General features: G+C 39.3%; 19 protein-coding genes. 12 read left to right on the forward strand and 7 right to left on the reverse strand.

Annotated features, from left to right (window positions below):
- Nucleotides 1–299 precede the first annotated feature (299 nt).
- Complete coding sequence (gene argR / locus EKM61_RS02765) at nucleotides 300–761, forward strand: arginine repressor (protein ID WP_068223572.1); 462 nt, start codon at nucleotides 300–302, stop codon at nucleotides 759–761.
- A gap of 26 nt (nucleotides 762–787) precedes the next feature.
- Here the strand turns inward: argR and EKM61_RS02770 are convergent, their stop codons facing one another.
- Nucleotides 788–1702, reverse strand: coding sequence for an RluA family pseudouridine synthase (locus tag EKM61_RS02770; RefSeq protein ID WP_068223575.1), 915 nt, complete (start codon nucleotides 1700–1702; stop codon nucleotides 788–790).
- A gap of 161 nt (nucleotides 1703–1863) precedes the next feature.
- Between EKM61_RS02770 and EKM61_RS02775 the strand changes: the two genes are divergently transcribed.
- The 5 genes from EKM61_RS02775 (at nucleotide 1864) to EKM61_RS02795 (ending at nucleotide 9609) form a co-directional block, all read left to right on the forward strand.
- The gene (locus tag EKM61_RS02775; protein ID WP_068223578.1) at nucleotides 1864–4011 is read left to right on the forward strand and encodes a PBP1A family penicillin-binding protein; all 2148 of its coding nucleotides are present in this window, start codon (nucleotides 1864–1866) and stop codon (nucleotides 4009–4011) included.
- Between the two features lie 69 nt (nucleotides 4012–4080).
- Nucleotides 4081–4425, forward strand: a complete 345-nt coding sequence (locus EKM61_RS02780) for a YlbF family regulator (RefSeq protein WP_068223581.1) — start codon at nucleotides 4081–4083, stop codon at nucleotides 4423–4425.
- A 315-nt stretch (nucleotides 4426–4740) separates the two neighbouring features.
- Nucleotides 4741–5964 (forward strand): metallophosphoesterase family protein, encoded by a 1224-nt coding sequence (locus EKM61_RS02785; protein ID WP_068223583.1) that lies wholly within the window; start codon nucleotides 4741–4743, stop codon nucleotides 5962–5964.
- Complete coding sequence (locus EKM61_RS02790) at nucleotides 5954–8632, forward strand: ATP-binding protein (protein ID WP_068223586.1); 2679 nt, start codon at nucleotides 5954–5956, stop codon at nucleotides 8630–8632. The genes EKM61_RS02785 and EKM61_RS02790 overlap by 11 nt, the downstream gene beginning before the upstream one ends.
- Nucleotides 8633–8637: 5 nt before the next feature.
- Nucleotides 8638–9609: a 3'-5' exoribonuclease YhaM family protein gene (locus EKM61_RS02795; RefSeq protein ID WP_068226194.1), complete on the forward strand. Its 972-nt coding sequence runs from the start codon at nucleotides 8638–8640 to the stop codon at nucleotides 9607–9609.
- Nucleotides 9610–10035: 426 nt separating this feature from the next.
- Here EKM61_RS02795 and EKM61_RS02800 read toward each other — a convergent pair whose 3' ends face one another.
- The 5 genes from EKM61_RS02800 to EKM61_RS02820 form a co-directional block, all read right to left on the reverse strand.
- Nucleotides 10036–10362 carry an AzlD domain-containing protein gene (locus tag EKM61_RS02800; RefSeq protein ID WP_068223590.1) on the reverse strand — a complete coding sequence of 109 codons (327 nt, stop codon included), beginning with the start codon at nucleotides 10360–10362 and terminating at the stop codon, nucleotides 10036–10038.
- A complete protein-coding gene (locus EKM61_RS02805) occupies nucleotides 10359–11057 on the reverse strand; it encodes an AzlC family ABC transporter permease (protein WP_068223594.1) in 699 nt (232 codons plus the stop codon). The genes EKM61_RS02800 and EKM61_RS02805 overlap by 4 nt, the downstream gene beginning before the upstream one ends.
- A 212-nt stretch (nucleotides 11058–11269) precedes the next feature.
- A complete protein-coding gene (locus tag EKM61_RS02810) occupies nucleotides 11270–12178 on the reverse strand; it encodes a peptidylprolyl isomerase PrsA (RefSeq protein ID WP_068223597.1) in 909 nt (302 codons plus the stop codon).
- A 233-nt stretch (nucleotides 12179–12411) separates the two neighbouring features.
- Entirely contained in the window at nucleotides 12412–12783 is a 372-nt protein-coding gene (locus EKM61_RS02815) for a YtxH domain-containing protein (protein ID WP_068223600.1), read from the reverse strand.
- A 3-nt stretch (nucleotides 12784–12786) separates the two neighbouring features.
- Nucleotides 12787–13224, reverse strand: a complete 438-nt coding sequence (locus EKM61_RS02820; RefSeq protein WP_068223603.1) for an HIT family protein — start codon at nucleotides 13222–13224, stop codon at nucleotides 12787–12789.
- A gap of 111 nt (nucleotides 13225–13335) precedes the next feature.
- On the opposite strand from EKM61_RS02820, the gene EKM61_RS02825 reads away from it, so the two are divergent.
- The 4 genes from EKM61_RS02825 to trmB all read left to right on the forward strand — a co-directional run bounded on the left by EKM61_RS02825 (nucleotide 13336) and on the right by trmB (nucleotide 16978).
- Nucleotides 13336–14070 (forward strand): ABC transporter ATP-binding protein, encoded by a 735-nt coding sequence (locus EKM61_RS02825; RefSeq protein ID WP_068223605.1) that lies wholly within the window; start codon nucleotides 13336–13338, stop codon nucleotides 14068–14070.
- The gene (locus tag EKM61_RS02830) at nucleotides 14067–15278 is read left to right on the forward strand and encodes an ABC transporter permease (protein WP_082918490.1); all 1212 of its coding nucleotides are present in this window, start codon (nucleotides 14067–14069) and stop codon (nucleotides 15276–15278) included. Before EKM61_RS02825 ends, EKM61_RS02830 begins: the two co-directional genes overlap by 4 nt.
- 69 nt (nucleotides 15279–15347) lie before the next feature.
- The gene (locus EKM61_RS02835; protein ID WP_068223608.1) at nucleotides 15348–16133 is read left to right on the forward strand and encodes a phosphotransferase family protein; all 786 of its coding nucleotides are present in this window, start codon (nucleotides 15348–15350) and stop codon (nucleotides 16131–16133) included.
- Nucleotides 16134–16327: 194 nt separating this feature from the next.
- A complete protein-coding gene (trmB, locus tag EKM61_RS02840) occupies nucleotides 16328–16978 on the forward strand; it encodes a tRNA (guanosine(46)-N7)-methyltransferase TrmB (RefSeq protein WP_068223612.1) in 651 nt (216 codons plus the stop codon).
- Nucleotides 16979–16995: 17 nt separating this feature from the next.
- Here trmB and EKM61_RS02845 read toward each other — a convergent pair whose 3' ends face one another.
- Nucleotides 16996–17313, reverse strand: a complete 318-nt coding sequence (locus EKM61_RS02845) for a hypothetical protein (protein WP_068223616.1) — start codon at nucleotides 17311–17313, stop codon at nucleotides 16996–16998.
- A 283-nt stretch (nucleotides 17314–17596) separates the two neighbouring features.
- Here EKM61_RS02845 and EKM61_RS02850 point away from each other — a divergent pair, with 283 nt between their 5' ends.
- Nucleotides 17597–18052 carry a universal stress protein gene (locus EKM61_RS02850; protein ID WP_068223619.1) on the forward strand — a complete coding sequence of 152 codons (456 nt, stop codon included), beginning with the start codon at nucleotides 17597–17599 and terminating at the stop codon, nucleotides 18050–18052.
- 22 nt (nucleotides 18053–18074) lie between these two features.
- Nucleotides 18075–18722, forward strand: a complete 648-nt coding sequence (gene ytpR / locus EKM61_RS02855; RefSeq protein WP_068223623.1) for a YtpR family tRNA-binding protein — start codon at nucleotides 18075–18077, stop codon at nucleotides 18720–18722.
- Nucleotides 18723–18740: the final 18 nt, after the last annotated feature.

The following is an 18740-nucleotide window of genomic DNA, read 5'->3' on the forward strand; positions in this document are numbered from 1 at the left end:
ATATACATTAAATGAAAGTGTATGTCGGAATACGCGCCAGTTTGTGTTTGGAAAAACGGTCTCCTGTGCTTGCTATGTTTCAACTGAGCGATTGTGTCTTAGTTGAATGGACAACGTATGGAGCGTTAGGATTATTAGCGTACTTAGTTAACCAACCTCAATTGTGGAATAGTAGTTACGATCGTCAAACATTTCCTAGATTTAGGCGGATTTTTATAAGTAAAACCTCATATTTATAAGAAAAAATGGTTTTAATTTGTTATACTAAATAGTAACATCTAGGTAATGAGGTGATAATGATGAAAAAATCAGTTCGACAAGCACGGATTGAACAGATCATTAAACAACACAGTGTTGCTACCCAAGAATCATTGTTGGCACTTTTAAAAGAAGAGGGAATTCCGGCAACGCAGGCGACTATTTCGCGTGACATTCGCGAAATGCAAATTGTTAAGGAACGAGACGCCAACGGCACTATCCGCTATACGATTTACCACAATGGTGAGAAGAGTGAAGAAGAACGGCTGGCTGATACTTTGGCTCAGGTGGCACTTTCGATTACTCGAATTGAATTTGTTAATGTCATCAGAACTGCGCCAAGTAACGGTAATTTACTGGCAGCAATTATTGATGATATGAAGCTAGACGACGTTGCCGGAACGATTGCCGGACATGATACAATCCTTGTTATTAGTCCCTCAGAAACCGCGGCGCAAGAAATTAACGATTATTTTCGTGATAAAATGCAACAAATAAATTAAAAACTACCTAAAGTGGACTAATTTAGTCATTTAGGTAGTTTTTTTAAAAGAACTTTTTGGTTAAAAACGGCCGGTAAAGGGGCTTTGATGAGAATTGGTTCGTAAGAAAAGGGTGTCAATAAGTGCAAACGATCAGCGTGAAGAAATAAACGCACGTATTGATTACCTTGCGGATCATAGAGCGGATCGCCCACCAAAGGATGACCAATAGAAGCAAAATGAACCCGAATTTGGTGTGTGCGACCAGTTTCTAACTCAATACCAACTAACGTTCGATCAGAGGCCTGTTTAAGGACCTTATAGTGCGTAATTGCGGTAACCGCGTTTGTTCCGGCAACTTTGCGTTTTCGCTTATCAAATGGGTCACGGCCAATTGGTGCGTCAATGGTGCCTTGTTGTAGGTTAAGTTGACCGTGAATCCAAGCAATGTAATGGCGCTTGATTCGTTTAGTCTTAATTAGTCGATTTAGGATTGGGAGGACAACAGGATTCTTGGCAACAAGCAAAACGCCACTAGTTTCCATATCTAGACGATGAACAATGTAGGGCAGGCAATGTTGTGGTTCAAGGTAACTAGCAACATCGTTAAACAGACTATTATTTTCCCAAGGCTGGTTAGGGTGCGTCTTTTGTCCGATTGGCTTATTAACGGCCAAAATATCACTAGTTTCGTACAAGACGGCAGTTTGTGCGGCTTGACCTGCATGGTAGTTTGGTAAGGGTGTTCTGAAATCATTAGTTTCAAAAGTAAGCTCGATGAGATCACCTGGATGAATTAATGTATTGACACTTTGGTAAACGCCATTAACGGTAACGTGTTGTTTCACCCGAAGTTGGTGGTAAACCGATTTTGGAATGAGCCATTCCCGGCGTAATAAATCGCGCAGTGGTAATTCGGTGGCAGTTAGTCGCCGCTTAAGATGATAGTGCCAAGCTTGCAAATGATCACTCCCTTATAAGTATTATTGTACTGAATTGTCGTCAGAATGGAAATTTAATTTGTTAATCCTTTTTTAACTTTTTTTCTGCCGATAAAAGTAAACAATTAAGTATGCTACAATAATGGAGCAATTAAAACATGGATCAATAATGGAGTTATGCTATGACTAATTTTTGGAATACAATTAAGCGTGCTTTTCGAGCTGTTAAGCAAGCAATCGGGCCAATTATTCACCAACTAGGAAGGATATTGGGTCCTTACTGGCACGCGTTTTGGCACTGGTTAAAACATTTCTGGCACCGATTTCAGATTTGGCGTTGGTTATTGCTGATGTTCTTAATCTTATTTTTTGTCGTCAGTGCCTACCTGACCTATTTAGCAAAAACGGCTGATGTTGGTAATCTGAAGGCCAATTTACAGGCGACAACAACAATTTATGATCAAAATAATCAAAAGGCGGGTTCATTATACTCCCAAAAAGGAACTTACGTCAGTTACGATAAAATTTCGCCACAAATTCAAAATGCTGTTATTTCAACGGAGGATCGTTCTTTTTGGACGAATCCTGGTTTTAGTATTAAAGGGATGGCTCGTGCGGCGATTAGTTATGTGATTCACCACGGTGCAATTATGGGTGGCGGGAGCACTTTAACCCAACAGCTTGCTAAAAACGCCTTGTTAACGCAGAAACAAACCTTTAGTCGAAAGGCAGAGGAACTTTTTTTAGCAATTGAAATTAACAAGGTTTATACAAAAAAAGATATCCTAACGATGTACTTGAACAATGCCTATTTTGGAAATGGTGTTTGGGGTGTCCACGATGCTTCCGAAAAGTATTTTGGCCAAACGGCGCAAAATATTGATTCGGCGCAAGCTGCCAGTATCGCGGCAATGTTGCGCAGCCCAAGCTTTTATAATCCAATTGATCATCCGCAAAATAATATCGACCGGCGTAACCTGATTTTGGGCCTAATGGAGACAAATAAAAAGTTAACGGCCGGTCAAGTTAAAACTGCTAAACAGGAGCCGTTGAACTTACAGGATCGGTATGAGCAAGCAGATGGCTATAAGTATCCCTACTATTTCGATGCAGTAGTGGACGAAGCAATTAACAAGTACGGTATTTCTGAAGAAGATATTATGAATAAGGGTTACAAGATTTATACGGCGTTGAACCAAACCTATCAAAGTAAGATGGAACAATCCTTTAAGGATGATTCGATATTCCCGGCCAACGCTAGTGATGGAACTAAGGTTCAAGGCGGTTCCGTGGCGATTGATCCCCGGACTGGTGGGGTTAACGCGGTAGTTGGTGGTCGGGGCGAACACGTTTTCCGCGGCTATAATCGAGCAACGCAAATTAAACGGCAGCCAGGGTCCACGATGAAGCCGTTAGCCGTTTATACGCCGGCCTTAGAAAATGGTTACCATTATGATTCTTCTTTAACTGACAAAAAGCTGTCTTATGGCTCTAATCACTACACGCCAACCGATTACGGTAATAATTATTCTGGCAAAATTCCAATGTATACGGCGCTTGCACAAAGTTTAAATGCGCCTGCAGTTTGGTTACTTGACCAAATTGGTGTGCAAAAAGGTGTTGATTCCGTTGAGAACTTTGGTATTAATTTACCAAAGAGTGATCAGAATTTGGCCTTAGCGCTAGGTGGCCTAAAAGTAGGTGTCTCGCCGTACCAAATGGCGAGTGCGTATACTGCCTTTGCAAACAACGGTAAGCGGGCTAGTTCTCATTTTATTACAAAAATTGTTGATGCCAGTGGCAACGTTGTGGTGGACAATACAGACGTTAAAACTAAGCAGGTCATGTCGACTAAAGTGGCTAACCAAATGACAAGCATGTTGATGGGTGTCTTTGATCACGGTACGGGCCAAAGTGCTAAACCGGCGGGCTATCAAGTGGCCGGTAAGACGGGGAGTACTGAGGTGCCTAATTCATATGGTTTTGGAACGAAGGATCAGTGGGTGGTCGGTTATACCCCTAACATTGTTGTTGCCACGTGGATTGGTTTTGATAATACCGACAGTAGTCACTTCTTGCAGGGAATCAGCGAGGAAGGTGTTGCGCCAGTTTGGAAGTCAGAAATGACGAATATTTTACCGAACACACCACAAACGGCCTTTAAGGTTCAGGATGCCCAGCAAATGGCTTCGGACGAGAAGTCGAGCAATTCTAATTCAACTTGGTGGAACAAGGTTCAGGATGGTGTCAATCAGGCCAAAAACAATCTTGATTCGGCTAAGGATAAGGCCAATAGTTGGGTTGATACAGTTAAGGGATTGTTCAATTAAGAGTCCTTATAGAAACTGCTTTCAGTTCATGATATAATTAAAAATACAGATTAATTAAGGAGATGCATTATGGCAGTTAAAGTTTATGATATTGCAAACCAACTTGAGGGCGAACTACGTAAAACTGATGAATTTTTGGCTTTGGAGTCAGCTTACACTGAATTAAAAAAGAATCAGAAGGCTTATGATCTTTTTAAGAATTTTCAACAAATAAATATGAAGTTACAGCAAAAACAAATGCAAGGTGAAAATTTAGAGGATTCAGAAATTGATGAGGCTAAAAAGCTTGCGGATAAAGTTGGTAAATTTAAAGAAATTCAGACCTTAATGGAAAAAGAAAAAGGTTTGAGCCAAATCATGGAAGACTTAAATGGCATTATTACTAAGCCAGTTCAGGAACTTTACGCAAACTAGTTCATGCTGGGGAGATATTTTTACTAGTATTTTCCTGATTAATTAGTGAAACTGACATTTGGCGCACGTTCTAGAGTAACGTTCAGAAATAGCAAGCGGAGGCCGGGACAAAAGTCCTGGCCTCTTATTGTTTCCGATCATTATGCTAGAACGTGCGCCAAAACCAACTTTTGGCCCATTTCCGCTTTTGTTTAATTATAAAATCAGGAATTGCGAATGTACGTTCCCTATGCTAGAGTAGGATTTAGCTTAACTTTAGTCTGATTATTTAGAAAAGAGGTTAATCTATTAAAGCAGTGCTTTGATAGTTATAATATGAAATTTATTCACGCAGCGGATTTACATCTAGATAGTCCTTTTCAAGGCCTAAAAACGGCTTCTGATCAACTTTGGCAAGTTATTCATGATTCACCATTTGTTGCTTTTAAAAGGCTAGTTGATGATGCCATTAGGTTTCAGGTGGATTTTATTTGTTTAGTTGGTGACTTATACGACCAGACGACGCAAAGTATTCAAGTTCAGGCCTTTTTGGTTAATCAATTTAAACGGCTGCAGGTCGAAAAGATTCCCGTTTATTTGAGTTACGGTAATCACGATTTTTTAGCCTCAGATAGTGTTAAGTTGGATTTTCCAGCTAATGTGCATGTTTTTCCTGGTGAAGGAGCTACGTTTACTTTAATAACGGCTGCTGGCGAAAAAGTGGCCCTGAGTGGCTTTAGTTACACAAATCGCTGGGTTACTAAAGATATGACCTCGTTATTCCCAGTTAAAGGTCAGGTTGATTATCAAATTGGCCTACTACATGGTTCTGAAAGCAGTGTTGCTTCAGAACATGCCGTTTATGCACCATTTAATCTTAGTGAGTTATTGAGTAAAAATTATGATTATTGGGCCTTGGGTCACATCCACAAGCGGCAAGTTTTAAAGCAGGATCCGCCGATTGTCTATTCTGGTAACATTCAGGGGCGGCATAAAAAGGAATCAGGTGAGAAGGGCTATTATCTGGTTACAACTTCCGCTGATCGGCAATTAAATCTTGAATTTCATCCGGTAGAAGTTATTGAATGGCGCCAAATAGTGGTTTCTGTTAAACAAGTGGTGCGTCTAAACACAATTATTAATCTAATTGAAGAACAAGTGGCCAAGTTACCGCAAGCGCATCATTTGTTATTAAGCATTCAATTAAGCGACAGTAATCAATTAAGTCCGGCGTTACTAAAACGGATTCAGGCGGGTGAACTTCTTGAATATTTGCAACAGCAGTCCCCGGCGCAACCTTATCTTCGTTATATTTATGAACTAAAACTGGTTAACAATGTGATCCCAAATTTTCAATCTTTAGACACGCAGTATTGGCAAAAGGCGGCCGATCTGATCTTTAATGAAGAAAGTCTGCAAGAACTTGCTGGATCGTTGCTGCAGTATCCATTTCTAGATACATTGATCAAGCAAGCTGATTTTCAGGCGGAGCTTAAAAATGACGTGCTAACTTTGCTAGATGAAATTAATCAGAACGGAGTTGCTAGCGATGAAGATTGAACAGGCAACAATTTTTGGCTTCGGTAAATGGCATGATCGTACTTTTGATTTTCAGGCGAACATTCAATTGATTTATGGATTAAATGAGGCAGGAAAGTCGACGCTAAGTTCATTTATCACTGGTGTGTTATTTGGGTTTGCAACCAAGAAGCAACCTTACCAGCAATATTTACCCAAGGCTGGTCATAGTTATGGTGGGACAGTAACCATTGCAACAAGTAAGCAGCATTTTGTGATTAAGCGGGTGGGCGGTAAAGCCGGCGGTGTCGTAACGGTGACTGATGAAGATGGAAAAGTTTATGGTGAACAATTTCTGGCTCAATTACTGGCACCAATTACACCACAATTATTTCAGGCGGTTTTTCATTTTGACGAACGATCCTTGAATCAAATCTTTCATTTATCTAAGGCCGACTTAAATCAACATTTGTTAGCGGTGGGGGCAGTTGGCAGCGATAAATGGTTACAGCAGGCTGCCACTTACCAGCGTGAGGCGGCCAAACTTTATCGCCAAAAAGGGCGAATTTGGCCATTAAATGTTGCATTAAAGCAATTGACAGAACTACAAAGGAAGGTAAATCAAGCCCGGGGAGCCTTTCCTAAGTACATGCAACTAGTACAGGAAAAACAAGAAAAAGAGCAACAATTGGCCAAATTAACAACAGATGAAGCCCAGTTAAGTCAAGAAAAAGGTCGCCTTGAACGTCTGGTGAAGAGCTGGCCGGATTACCAAACCTACTTGCAATTGAAGCAAGTAAGTGTGAATCAATCAACTTGGTTAACTGATCAAGATTTGGCGCAATATTCGGAATATAAGCATCAATTGGCGTTAACAACGACAGATCTTCAACAGGTCAGTCAAAAAATTGCCGAGCGCACCAAGAGTCAAGCTTTAACCCCAGCATTTCAATTTTATATTGCAAATAATGAGCGCTTTGGCCAATTACTGACGCAAAAGGATCAGATTGAGCAGTTATTAGTCGGCCAAGAGTTACTAACTAATAATCAACAGGCTACACAATTGGAACAACAAGAATTAGAATCGGAATTAGGAATTCAGATAGCTGTTGAACCTTTAAGTAAAGCTGATCTGGCAGTGGCTCAAAATAACTTTGCCGAACAAACAACCTTAAGACAACAATTAATTGAGCAGGAACAATTACGACAGCAAATGGTTGAACATAATGATCAGTTAGAACAAGAAGTTTCCAAATTAGAGCAAAAAACACCAGAAACTAACCGCTGGCCGGCTACATTAGGAATAAGTTTAGTGGTAACTATCATTGGTCTTTTATTACCTGGTGGTTTCAAATTAATAAGCTTATTTGGTTTGGCGGCCAGTGGCTGGTTCATTTACCAACAGCAAACCCAGCGGAACACCGCAAGTAAGGCTAACACTGAGTGGCAGCAAACTTTGGCCCGACTTGATGCGCAAAAAGAGCAATTACAAGTTATAACGACCAAATTAACTCAATTACGGCAGCGACAGGCCGGATTACAACAAATTTGGGATAATTTAAAAGCACGTTACCACTATCAGACTTTGACGACCAATTTAATTTTAAATCGCCAGCATGATTTAAGCCGGCTACAACAACTAGAGGTAACAACGCATAAAATAACGGAGCAATTGACCCAGCAACAACAGCAAATTAGCGCTTGGTTGGATGAATTCTCTTTTGCGCAGGAATGGCTACCAATTAATAAAAAGGAACCTAAAAAAGCCGTCAGGCAAATTATTGATTTTTATCAAGAAATGCAACGTAAGGCCAGCGAGCTGGGTAACCGGGACCAGCAATATACTTATTATCAGGAACAAGCAACACGCTTACAACGGCAAATCAAGGACTGGCAAGAAAAGCAATCTGATTTTCTAACGCAACATCATTTAGTAAGCGATCACGAATTACAAAAGTCAGTTGAACGACAACAGTTGCAGAGTGAGCAACAGCAACAATTTAATTATTTAGCTAATCAATTAGGTGACCTTGTAGCTGATTTTAAGGATTATTCAACCCAAAACCAGCTAGAAACGGCATTGGTAAGTGTTAGTGACCAAGAAAAGCGGCTGCAGCAACAGCTAATGGTACTGCAACAACAATTGGTTAAGCTGCAAGCAACGATGCAGCAATTAGTGAGTGACGGTACTTATCAAGATCTTTTACAACAAGTGGCTCAACAGGAAGCACAAATTAGCGAACTAACACAACAGTGGTTAGCTAAACGGCTAGCAAGTGAATGGATTACGGCAACTTTAACGGCGGCCTCGACGCAAAGATTTCCACAATTATTGCGGCTAGCGACCCGGTACTTTGCTATTTTAACGAATGATCGTTATGATAAAATAAGTGTGGCGCCGGATCTAATAACAGTTAGGGAAAGTAAGCAGGCGACAATTTTTGCGGTTGGAGAATTATCACAAGGCACAGCAGAGCAATTATACGTTGCTTTTAAGTTGGCCTTTGCGCAAGAAATCAGTGATGTTGCTAAAATGCCATTTATTATTGATGATGGCTTTATTAATTTTGATCCACCACGGCGTCAAGCAATTTTAAAATTATTAAAGCAAATTAGTCAGCACAATCAAATTATTTATTTTACGGCCAATGAAGCTGACCTTAATTCGTTTGCACCAGAAGAAATAATTCAGTTAAAAAGGAAAGGATGATTTTAGTGGCTGAAAAAAAGCTTTTTGATTACCAAAATAACGAAAATGTTGCTCTATTCGTTGTGGTTAAGGGTGCAGAAGTTCGTTTGGCTAAAAACGGGAAGAAATTCATTGCCTTTACGTTTGAAGATAGTTCTGGACAAATAACGGCCAAATTTTGGGATGCCAGTGAAACCGATATTACTAGTTTTCAGGCGGGTAAGGTAGTCTATTTAACTGGTAAGCGCGAGTTGTATCAAGGAAAACCACAAATTAAACTGTTTAAATTACGATTGGCACAAGAGGCGGATCATCAAACTGCAACTGATTTTTTACCGAAAGCACCTTTGAGTAAGTCAGATTTAGAACAAGAAATTAACCAGGCAGTTTTTGCAATTACGAATCCGAATTGGAATCGGATTGTTCGCTGGATTTTACAACGGCACCAAACGGAATTCTTTGATTATCCGGCCGCTAAGACCAACCACCATGCTTTTGAAGGCGGTTTAGCGTTTCATACGGTCACCATGTTACATTTGGCACAGGCAATTTGTGCTGAGTATTCATTTATTAAACAACCGTTACTGTACGCGGGAATTATTTTACATGATATGGGTAAAACGATTGAACTATCTGGTGCAATGGCAACAACTTATACATTGGCCGGCAATTTACTTGGACACATTGTTCTGATTGATGAAGAAATTGTTCGGGCTTGTACGGCACTTAAAATCGATCCTAGTAGTGAAGAATTGCTGCTTTTACGACACGTCATTTTGGCGCATCATGGCCGTAAAGAATATGGTTCACCAGTTGAACCAGAAATATTAGAGGCCGAAGTGCTGCACCACATTGATGATCTAGATGCCTCGATAATGATGCTTCAGGGAACACTTGAGCACACAGAACCTGGTAATTTTTCAGAACGAATTTTTGGAATGGATGGCCGGCACTTTTACCGACCAGAGATGAAAGTGATTGATCCCAAAACGGATTAATGTACCTGAATGAAAGTGTGCCTAGTCGAGCCATGGTTGCTTGAAAATTATTTTCGCAAGTATTTTCTGACTAGTCCGGCCAAAATATGTCTGAAAGGCAGCCTTTTAGCGCACGTTTTATCTAGAAGGTGCAGTTCAGAAAAATAACAATAGGCGGCTGGGACAAAAGTCCTAGCCGCTTATTGTTTCCGATCATTATTCTAGAATGTGCAGCAAAAGTCTGGGTGCACTCCTCTATTTAATTAGAGGCTGGGACAAAAAGTCCTAGCCTCTTACTGTTTACGAACATTGCTCTAGAACGTGCGCCAAAAGTCTGAATTTACGTGCCTAACTACAGTTAATTCAATAACCATAGTACGGTTATTGGATCAGCTTACGTTACGCAGTGAACCCCAAACCGACTTTTGTCACACTCCCCTAGACTTACTAGGCTAGCGCAAAAAAACGGATTAAGGCCATTGCGATAATACCAACGACGACAATTGCCAGCAAACTTTTAGTAATAATTGCCGTTAAAATTGCTGGCAGTGAGGCCAAAAGATTTTCTAAATCAATACCTGGTAGTCGTCCTTGATGGGGTATCAATAAATTTTCAACAAAGAGTGCCGTCATAATGGCAATTGGAACAAAGGATAAAAAATGGATTAACCATTTAGGCAGTGAAAAATTTTTAACTAGAAGGAAAGGAAAAGTTCGTGATAGGACTGTCACGATACCGCAACCGATAATTGTCCAAAAGATATAGCGAGTCACCGTTCAATCACCACCCCAAATATGCAGCCCAACAGTGTTGCAACGAGTAAAGCGGCGTTGGCTGACATGAAAATAAGTAAAATATAGAGGGCAACGACAACAAATATAACAACGGTCAATTGCGTTAATAATTTTTTTGAACGATCACTAATTAGTTGTAAATAGAGTAGCCCAATAAACATTGCTACTAAAGCAAAATCCAAGCCTAGTTTTTTAGGATCAGTAACTAAATTACCAATTAAGGCGCCAGTAATAGAGGCCGCTGCCCAAACAAGGTAAGCAACAATGTTAGTTGTATTAAACCAGCGAAGGTTTAACTGGTGGTCGGTGTAATTTAATTTGTTCATTCCTAAGGCAAAAGTTTCATCAGTTAAAAGACTTCCGACACCAATGTTTGCCAGACTGGAATAACGTCGGAAGTATTGCGCAATGGTTGTGCTCATTAAAATCATGCGGGCATTAACTAAAAAGGTGGAAAAAATAATTGCACTAATTGGACTACCAGCCAGCAGCATGCTTGTAATAACAAATTGAGCCGAGCCAGCGTAGACAACTAATGACATTAATAAAATTGCTAGTAAACTTAGGTGGCTTGTTCGACTGACAATCCCGAAAGCAAGTCCAACACCAATATAACCAAATGTTGTTGGGATAACGTCGTGCAAGCCACTTTTAACCGATAATTCAGAATTCATAAAAAATACACCTTCTTAAATTAATAATTAATGATAATAGCGTTAATTATTAGTTTAAAACAAATGATAATTTAGTTAAAGAACTTTTTAATAAAGCCCAGCATGTTTAGGTAAATTAGTTAAAGCACCTTAATGGCGTTAAAAAAATAGGGCAACAGGATCTGAATTCAGATCACTGTTGTCCTATTTTAGAACTAATAAGTTAGTTCTGGTTAGTTGCTTGTTGAAGAGGTTGTGGTGCTACTCTTACCAACATAGCCAGATAAGACGTCTTTCAAATCATTATCCTTGATTTGAACATTGCCCTTCTTTAAGACCTTAGAAATAACGTTCTTAAGAACGGTGTTGTTAGACATATCTTTGCTGTAAATCTGAGCCTTTAAGGTTGCTTCATGTTCTTTCATCGTGCCCTTGGCCGGGTGATTGATCATCCGAATGACATGGTAACCATATTGTGATTTAACTGGTGTCTTAGTGTATTCGTTCGTTTTAAGTTTGAAGGCTGCCGTCTTAAAGCTAGAATCAAGACTAGTATCAGTTGAATCAAAAGCAGGTAACTTACCGGCATCATTCTTAGTATCGGTATCAGTTGAATACTTCTTAGCTAAAGCCTTGAAGTTCTTTTCAGAATTATCTTTATTTAATTCATTAATAACATCTGTTGCCGTAGATTTCTTAGCTACAAGAATGTGTTGAACTGTAACTTTTGGTTGGTAAGTCTTCCACTGTTTCTTCAAATCAGCGTTGGTAATTTTAACGTTATCTTTAACTGCTTCTTCTAAGAGTAGGTTAGAACGTAAATTCTTCTTGAAGCTGGCCTTAGTCATGTCATTTTGTGAAAGGACAGAACTAAAGGAAGAACCATATTGTTTCTTGTACGAATTATATTGTTTGTCTACCTTATCTTTAGAAACTTTAGAACCATATTGTTTCTCCATAACTTTATCTAAAATCATTTGTTGCAGCGTTTGTTTACCACTTGATGATTTCTTCATTTCATTATAGTAGTCCTGTTGCGAAATATTACCACCAGAGGTTGTGGCAACGGTTTTGCTACCGCAACCAGCTAACGTGAAGGCTAAAAAGATACCCATAATGGATAATAGCCATTTTTTACGCATGTAAAGCACATCCTTTTCATATTTTTCTGAAACTCACGATTCTAAATATAACATACGTTAAGGCCGAAATGAAATCTAGTTAGCATTCTTCATAAAAACTTCAAGAAGATAATGGTGAAAAAAATAAGATCCAGAAGAATTTTTATTGCCACCAAAAATAAAAATTAACTATTTCTTTCCGTAGTGATAGATAGCACAAAACTTTTTAGTGGTGATAATGTGAAAAATCATGTTTACATGTCATCTGCGTCATCGGTCGTTGCTGAATTAAAGCTACCATCTGAATTTAAATCACGTTGAATTTTTTCGCTGGCATCCTTAACTTTTTTAATTCGTGGTTCCGTTTGAAAATTAAAATCACTAAATAATTGTTGTAGTTCTTGCATTGTTTGACTAGTATTTTGTGAACTTTCCTTTGTTAGGATAGCTGCTGCCTTCCGTAAGCGAGCGAGACTGTCATTTAATTCTAAAACGTCTTCGGAAATACCATCCAAATAATCCTTAACCAATTGTTGTGTTTGGCGGCCACTACGTTTTGCTGTGAACAGGCCGGTGATACCACCCACGATGGCGCCAGCTAATAAACCACTAGTAATCTTTTTCATAGTTTAGCCCTCCAAATTTGCTTTAATACTTGCTGCGACTTGTTGTAGCCTGGCCGGTGAATAAGCCTTGGAATTATCGCCAAAATGCATTGAAAAATCATCATTTTCTGAGTAACGCGGAATTAAGTGAAAATGCGAATGAAAAACCGATTGATAAGCAACCTTTCCGTTATTATTAACAATGTTCATCCCTTTAATGTTGGGATTAGAATCACGAATTGCGCGAGCAAGCTTCGGAATACGACTAAAGATTGCCTTTGCCGTTGCTTCATCATAGTCAAAAATATCGGCAACGTGTTTTTTAGGAACAAGTAAGGTATGTCCCGGTGTTGCCTGGGTAATATCAAGGAAAGCCTTGACCACATCGTCTTCATACACGACTGTACTTGGGATTTCATTATGTACAATTTTACAGAAAATACAATCTTTATCATAGTCCATCAATAATGACCTTCTTTCACTTTTAAGTTCATGCTATCATAAAGTAGCGTAAAATGAAATTAAGGCCTATAGTACAATAAAACCACGATTTCACGGGAAGGAATGACGATTTTGGGATTAGAAATAACAAACCTAACTGGTGGCTATTCACGAGTTCCAGTTATTAAGGATTTGAACTTCACAGTACCTGAAGCAACCATTGTTGGTCTAATTGGTCTAAATGGTGCTGGAAAATCAACGACAATTAAACATATTATTGGTCTATTAACACCGCAGAAGGGTGAGATTCGTTTAAATGGCCTTAGTCTAGCGGAAAAACCCGAGGCGTACCGGCAGGCGTTGGCGTACGTTCCCGAAACACCAATTCTGTATCAAGAACTAACCTTGCGGGAACATATTGATTTAACAATTATGGCCTATGATCTCAATCATGATGAAGCGTGGCAACGAGCCAACCAATTATTGGATAAATTTCGTTTAAGTAAGCGGCTTGACTGGTTTCCGGCCAATTTTTCAAAAGGAATGCAGCAGAAGGTCATGATTGTTTGTGCATTTATAACGCAAGCTAGCTTGTATATTATTGATGAGCCTTTTACTGGTCTAGATCCACTTGCCGTTCGAGATTTATTACAAGTAATTGCGGCCGAGAAGGTTCGGGGGGCGGCGGTTTTAATGTCAACCCACGTTCTGGCAACGGCACAACAAGCCGCTGATCAGTTTATTTTACTTAATCAAGGTAAAATTACTGGACAAGGAAGCCTGGTTGAACTACAAACACAATATAATTTACCAACTGGCAATCTTGACGATATCTACTTTAAAATGACGGATGTGGCAAACTCATGATGGCAAAATTATGGCAACAACGTTTACAGAATCATCAAAAAGAAATGTTAAAGTATCTACGCCTAGTTTTTAACGAATTTTTTATGATTGCAGTTTTCATCCTATTAGGTGGTCTGGCTTATGCCTATTCAAATAGTTTAAAAACGATTACGGCGCCACTCTGGTGGGCTAAAGGAGCAATCTTAGTTATTCTTTTAGTGACCCTTAGCTTGGGGCATCTGGCCACCTTGGTTGAAAATGCAGATACCGTGTTCCTTTTACCAAAGGAAACAAGTTTTAGTGAGTATTTAATTCGTGCCCGGCGCTATAGTTTGATTTTACCTGTTTTACTTAGTTTGGTAATCGTTGGTTTTTTGTTACCATTTTTACAGGTTGGGGCAAATTTGCCGGTAATCAGTGGCCTTTGGCTGTATTTAAGTTTAATTGGATTAAAAGATAGTCAACTTTGGCTACAGCTAATTGAACTTTATGAGCGTGATGGGCGCACAAGTAGAAAACGTGCCATTATTTTCTATGGTTTAGCGGCTATTATCTTTGCGGTTTCCTTATGGATCAGCCCAATTTTGGGAGTCATTTTGGCCCTTGTCTTAGTGTTTTTAGTTCGGTTTTCGGCCAAGCGTTTTTTAGTTGGTCATATTTTACAGTGGTCGGTTTGTCTAACGACAGAATCATCCCGAATGCTTCAAATGTACCGGATATTTAATTTATTTACTGATGTTCCGCAACTACGGGGTAAGGTGCGGCGCCGGCGTTACCTGGATGTCTTATTACACTTTATTCGAACTCAACACGAGAATACTTACGAGTACCTTTACTGGCGGGGATTTTTACGAGGAACAGAGTATAGCGGTCTATTTATTCGTTTAACCGTGTTAGGTGCGATTGTTTTATTCTTTATAAAAACGTGGTGGTTAGCATTATTGATTGCGGCCTTATTCATTTATTTAACGGGGGCCCAAATTGTGCCGTTTTATACAACTTACGAAGAAATTGTTTTTACACATCTTTATCCAATCGCAAATAAAATTCGGTTAAGGGCATTTAAACAATTGATCGCGATTCTCTTGGTTATTGAATCGGTAATTTTTAGTTTAGTTTTATTAATCAGTTTACCAACAATTACTACTTGGCTAGTAGCAACGTTAGTGATAGTTGCCATTGATTTTTGGTTTGTACAACACTATTTGAAACAAAAAATTGCTGCTTAGGCCAGATTATCTTGACGGACCTGATTTTGGCCGGTAAAATAAACTTAGCTAACGAAAGAGGGTGTGGCGATGGACTTTGATTTGGATGCCGGCTGGCAGGTACGACCTGTAGGCGGTAATACAGGAGCGGCTTTTGTGGGAACACGTGCGCAAGAGAAGATTTTTTTGAAGCGTAATACATCACCATTTTTAGCGGCCTTATCAATGGAAGGTATCACGCCACGCCTAATTTGGACAAAACGAATTTCTAGTGGCGATGTTTTGACGGCACAAGAATGGCTGAATGGCCGGACGTTAACTAATCGTGAAATGCAATCACCAATGGTTGCCAAGTTACTTAATAAAGTGCACCATTCAGGTTTGTTAAAAAAAATGTTACGTCAGGTTGGCGGTCAAACGGTATCATCTGATCACTTCTTACAACAATATTATTTAAATTTATCCTCGGATCTACGACAACATCCGTTATTGAAACAGGTGCTACGGTATTTGATCCAGAACAAGCCAATTGTTAAACAAAATCAATTGGAAGTCTGCCATGGGGATTTAAATCATAAGAATTGGTTGTTATCTGATGAAAAGCGGTTATACATTGTTGATTGGGATGACGCCATGTTTGCTGATGCAGCATTTGATTTAAGTACAATTTTGTGCCAGTACGTTCCACGGGCTAATTGGGATGATTGGCTCTTAGCGTACGGCTTGAAGCCAACGGAAGCAATTGTTCAACGAATTGAATGGTATGGCTATTTAAACTTACTGTTAATTGTTAAGCAATTTTATCAGCAGCAACGGTATCATGAAATGAATCAGGCAATTATACAATTACAAACACTATTTATAAATAAAAAATAAAGATAGAACTATTGCTCAAAAAAAGTGAGACTAGAACAAAAGTTTTAGTGCTTTTTTAAAAGGCACTAAATGAAGAATCCTAACTGGTAACTAATACCTGTAAACAGGCTAATTATAGTTATTGTTAGAATTTGACTAACTTTTGTTTTAATCTCACTTTTTCAGGTGATATTTAAAAGAAAGAGGTAACAGCGATGCGCTTAAGAAATAAACCGCGGGCCGTGGGTGAAATTGCGGATAATCCGCAGTCTATCACGACCATTCCGGCAGATTTTAAAGGAAAATGGCAAACTAAATTTGCTGAAACACAGCCACTAAATGTTGAGATTGGTTCTGGTAAGGGCCGTTTTATTATTGAAATGGCAAAGGCTTACCCTAAACAGAATTTTATCGGAATAGAATTACAGCCTTCCGTTGCGATAATGATTTTGGAAAAACAATTACTTGAAAAACTACCCAATTTATACCTAATTCAAGCTAATGGCGAAAATTTAACGGATTATTTTGCCACCGATGAGGTAGCAAACCTTTACCTTAATTTTTCGGATCCGTGGCCAAAAAAACGTCACGCCAAACGACGGTTGACACATAAAATTTTTTTAGCAATGTATGAACAGGTCTTGCAACCTGAGGGAAAAGTGACTTTTAAAACCGATAATCGGGGACTGTTTGAATTTTCACTAATGAGTTTTAATGCCTATGGCGCTCAATTTGAACAGCTATCACTCGACTTGCATAACAGCCCCGAAATAACGGATAACATTGAAACCGAATACGAACAACGTTTTAGTCAGATGGGGCACCCAATTTATTTGGCCAAAATTCAATTTGCCGGTGCCAAATAGTACGTGCTAGCCAATAGTTAAAGGCGAAATAAGTCGAGGACACTACCTGTTTTTGCATCGGCAATAAACTCGTACTGAATTAACTGTTGGTGTTCATAGCGGGTAATCCCACCGTAATAAACGGTTGTTGTCAGTGGGTACTTTTTTGAAGTTAATTTTTTCGTTTCAATCCACGAACCTTCGATGTTACCCGTTGTTAGAAAAGCAGCCTTAACCCGATTAAGGATTTGGTTAGGTTGTCTTTGATAGATTTGGTGAGCCATTTTGTGCAGAAAAATACCACTAGCAATACCAAATAAAGTGCCGCTTATAATGGAACGTTTAGTTTTATGCATTCGCTAACCTTCTTTGCATTTAAAATAACTACTTGGGGAGTGGTGTGTTTGGAAAATCGTCCAGACTTTTAGCGCATGTTCTAGGGTGATGTTCGGAAACAATAAGAGTAGGGATTTTTGTCCCGACCGTAGGAAGCTGCTTTTCCAAACACGGTCTAGCTTCAGTATAAGCAGTTAATCGAGTAATTAAAAGTTACTTGGTTGCAAATCGGTTTTGAGGCAGTAGAATGAAGTTAGCGTAGTCAATTAATGAAAATGATCGTAAGCCGAAGGATCTGATGATTTGGTAGAAAAAGTACAAGAGTACCAAACAATTTTAGTTGGAATTGATGGTAGTGAACAGGCAAAAAAGGCCTTTGAAAAGGCCGTTGAAACGGCCGAACGCAATAAGGCAAAGCTCATAATTGCGTATGTTGTTGAAAATCAGGCCTACACGACGGCCGATTTTGCTAGCACAGGTGTTGAAATAGCCGTAACTGACGTTGCTGACCAAAAGCGGATGCTTCAAGGTTACCTCGAAAAGGCTAAAAAAGTTGGTATAAAGGAAGTACAAACTGTACTTGCCTTTGGCTCACCACGACAATTAATGTCACGGCAACTGCCTAAGCAATACCACATTGATTTGATCATAGTAGGTCAATCAGGATTAAATGCCGTTGAACGCTTTATGATGGGTTCAGTTTCTGCAGCAATCACGCGGGATGCGCCTTGTGATGTTCTGATTGTTCGTTCAAAGTAAGCACAAACCGGAGGAAAAGATATTGTTAATTACTAGTTTAAATTCTGTTTCATTTAAGAATGTCCTAATTGCTATTTTGCACGCAGATACAGAACATCAAGATAGCCAGAAAAAGGATAATATTGTTAGAATTAAAGATCGGACAAGTGATGTGACCCTTGGTTATAATTTTTTAAAAATTAGTCAAACTCTACCTGAATTGAAGGCAAATGGTCAGGTATTATTATCAGCAGATCAGGTTGCTCGGTTAAATGATGCATTACAGGCCGCCGGGTTTGAGCCTGAACTGGTCAGTGATCTAACTCCGAAATTTGTCATTGGGCACGTTAAAACATTGGTAGAACATCCTGATTCGGATCATTTGCATATTGCAATGGTTGAGGTCGATTCTGGAACGACTCTACAAATTGTTTGTGGTGCACCCAATGTTGCTCAGGGGCAGAAAGTTGTGGTTGCCAAGGTTGGTGCGATGATGCCTAATGGTCAGATTATTTGGCCAGGTGAATTACGGGGAGTTAAAAGTGATGGCATGATCAGCGCCGCTCGTGAATTAGGGTTACCCAACGCGCCTAAAAAGCGGGGAATTTTAGTTCTACCAACTGATGCACCTACTGGAGCGCCCTTTGATTTTAATAAAGGAGCTGCAATTGTGGCGGAACAAAATGATTAATTCTTAGTAAACAAGTGT

The sequence above is a fragment of the Loigolactobacillus backii genome, assembly GCF_003946275.1.
GTDB classification, from domain to species: domain Bacteria; phylum Bacillota; class Bacilli; order Lactobacillales; family Lactobacillaceae; genus Loigolactobacillus; species Loigolactobacillus backii.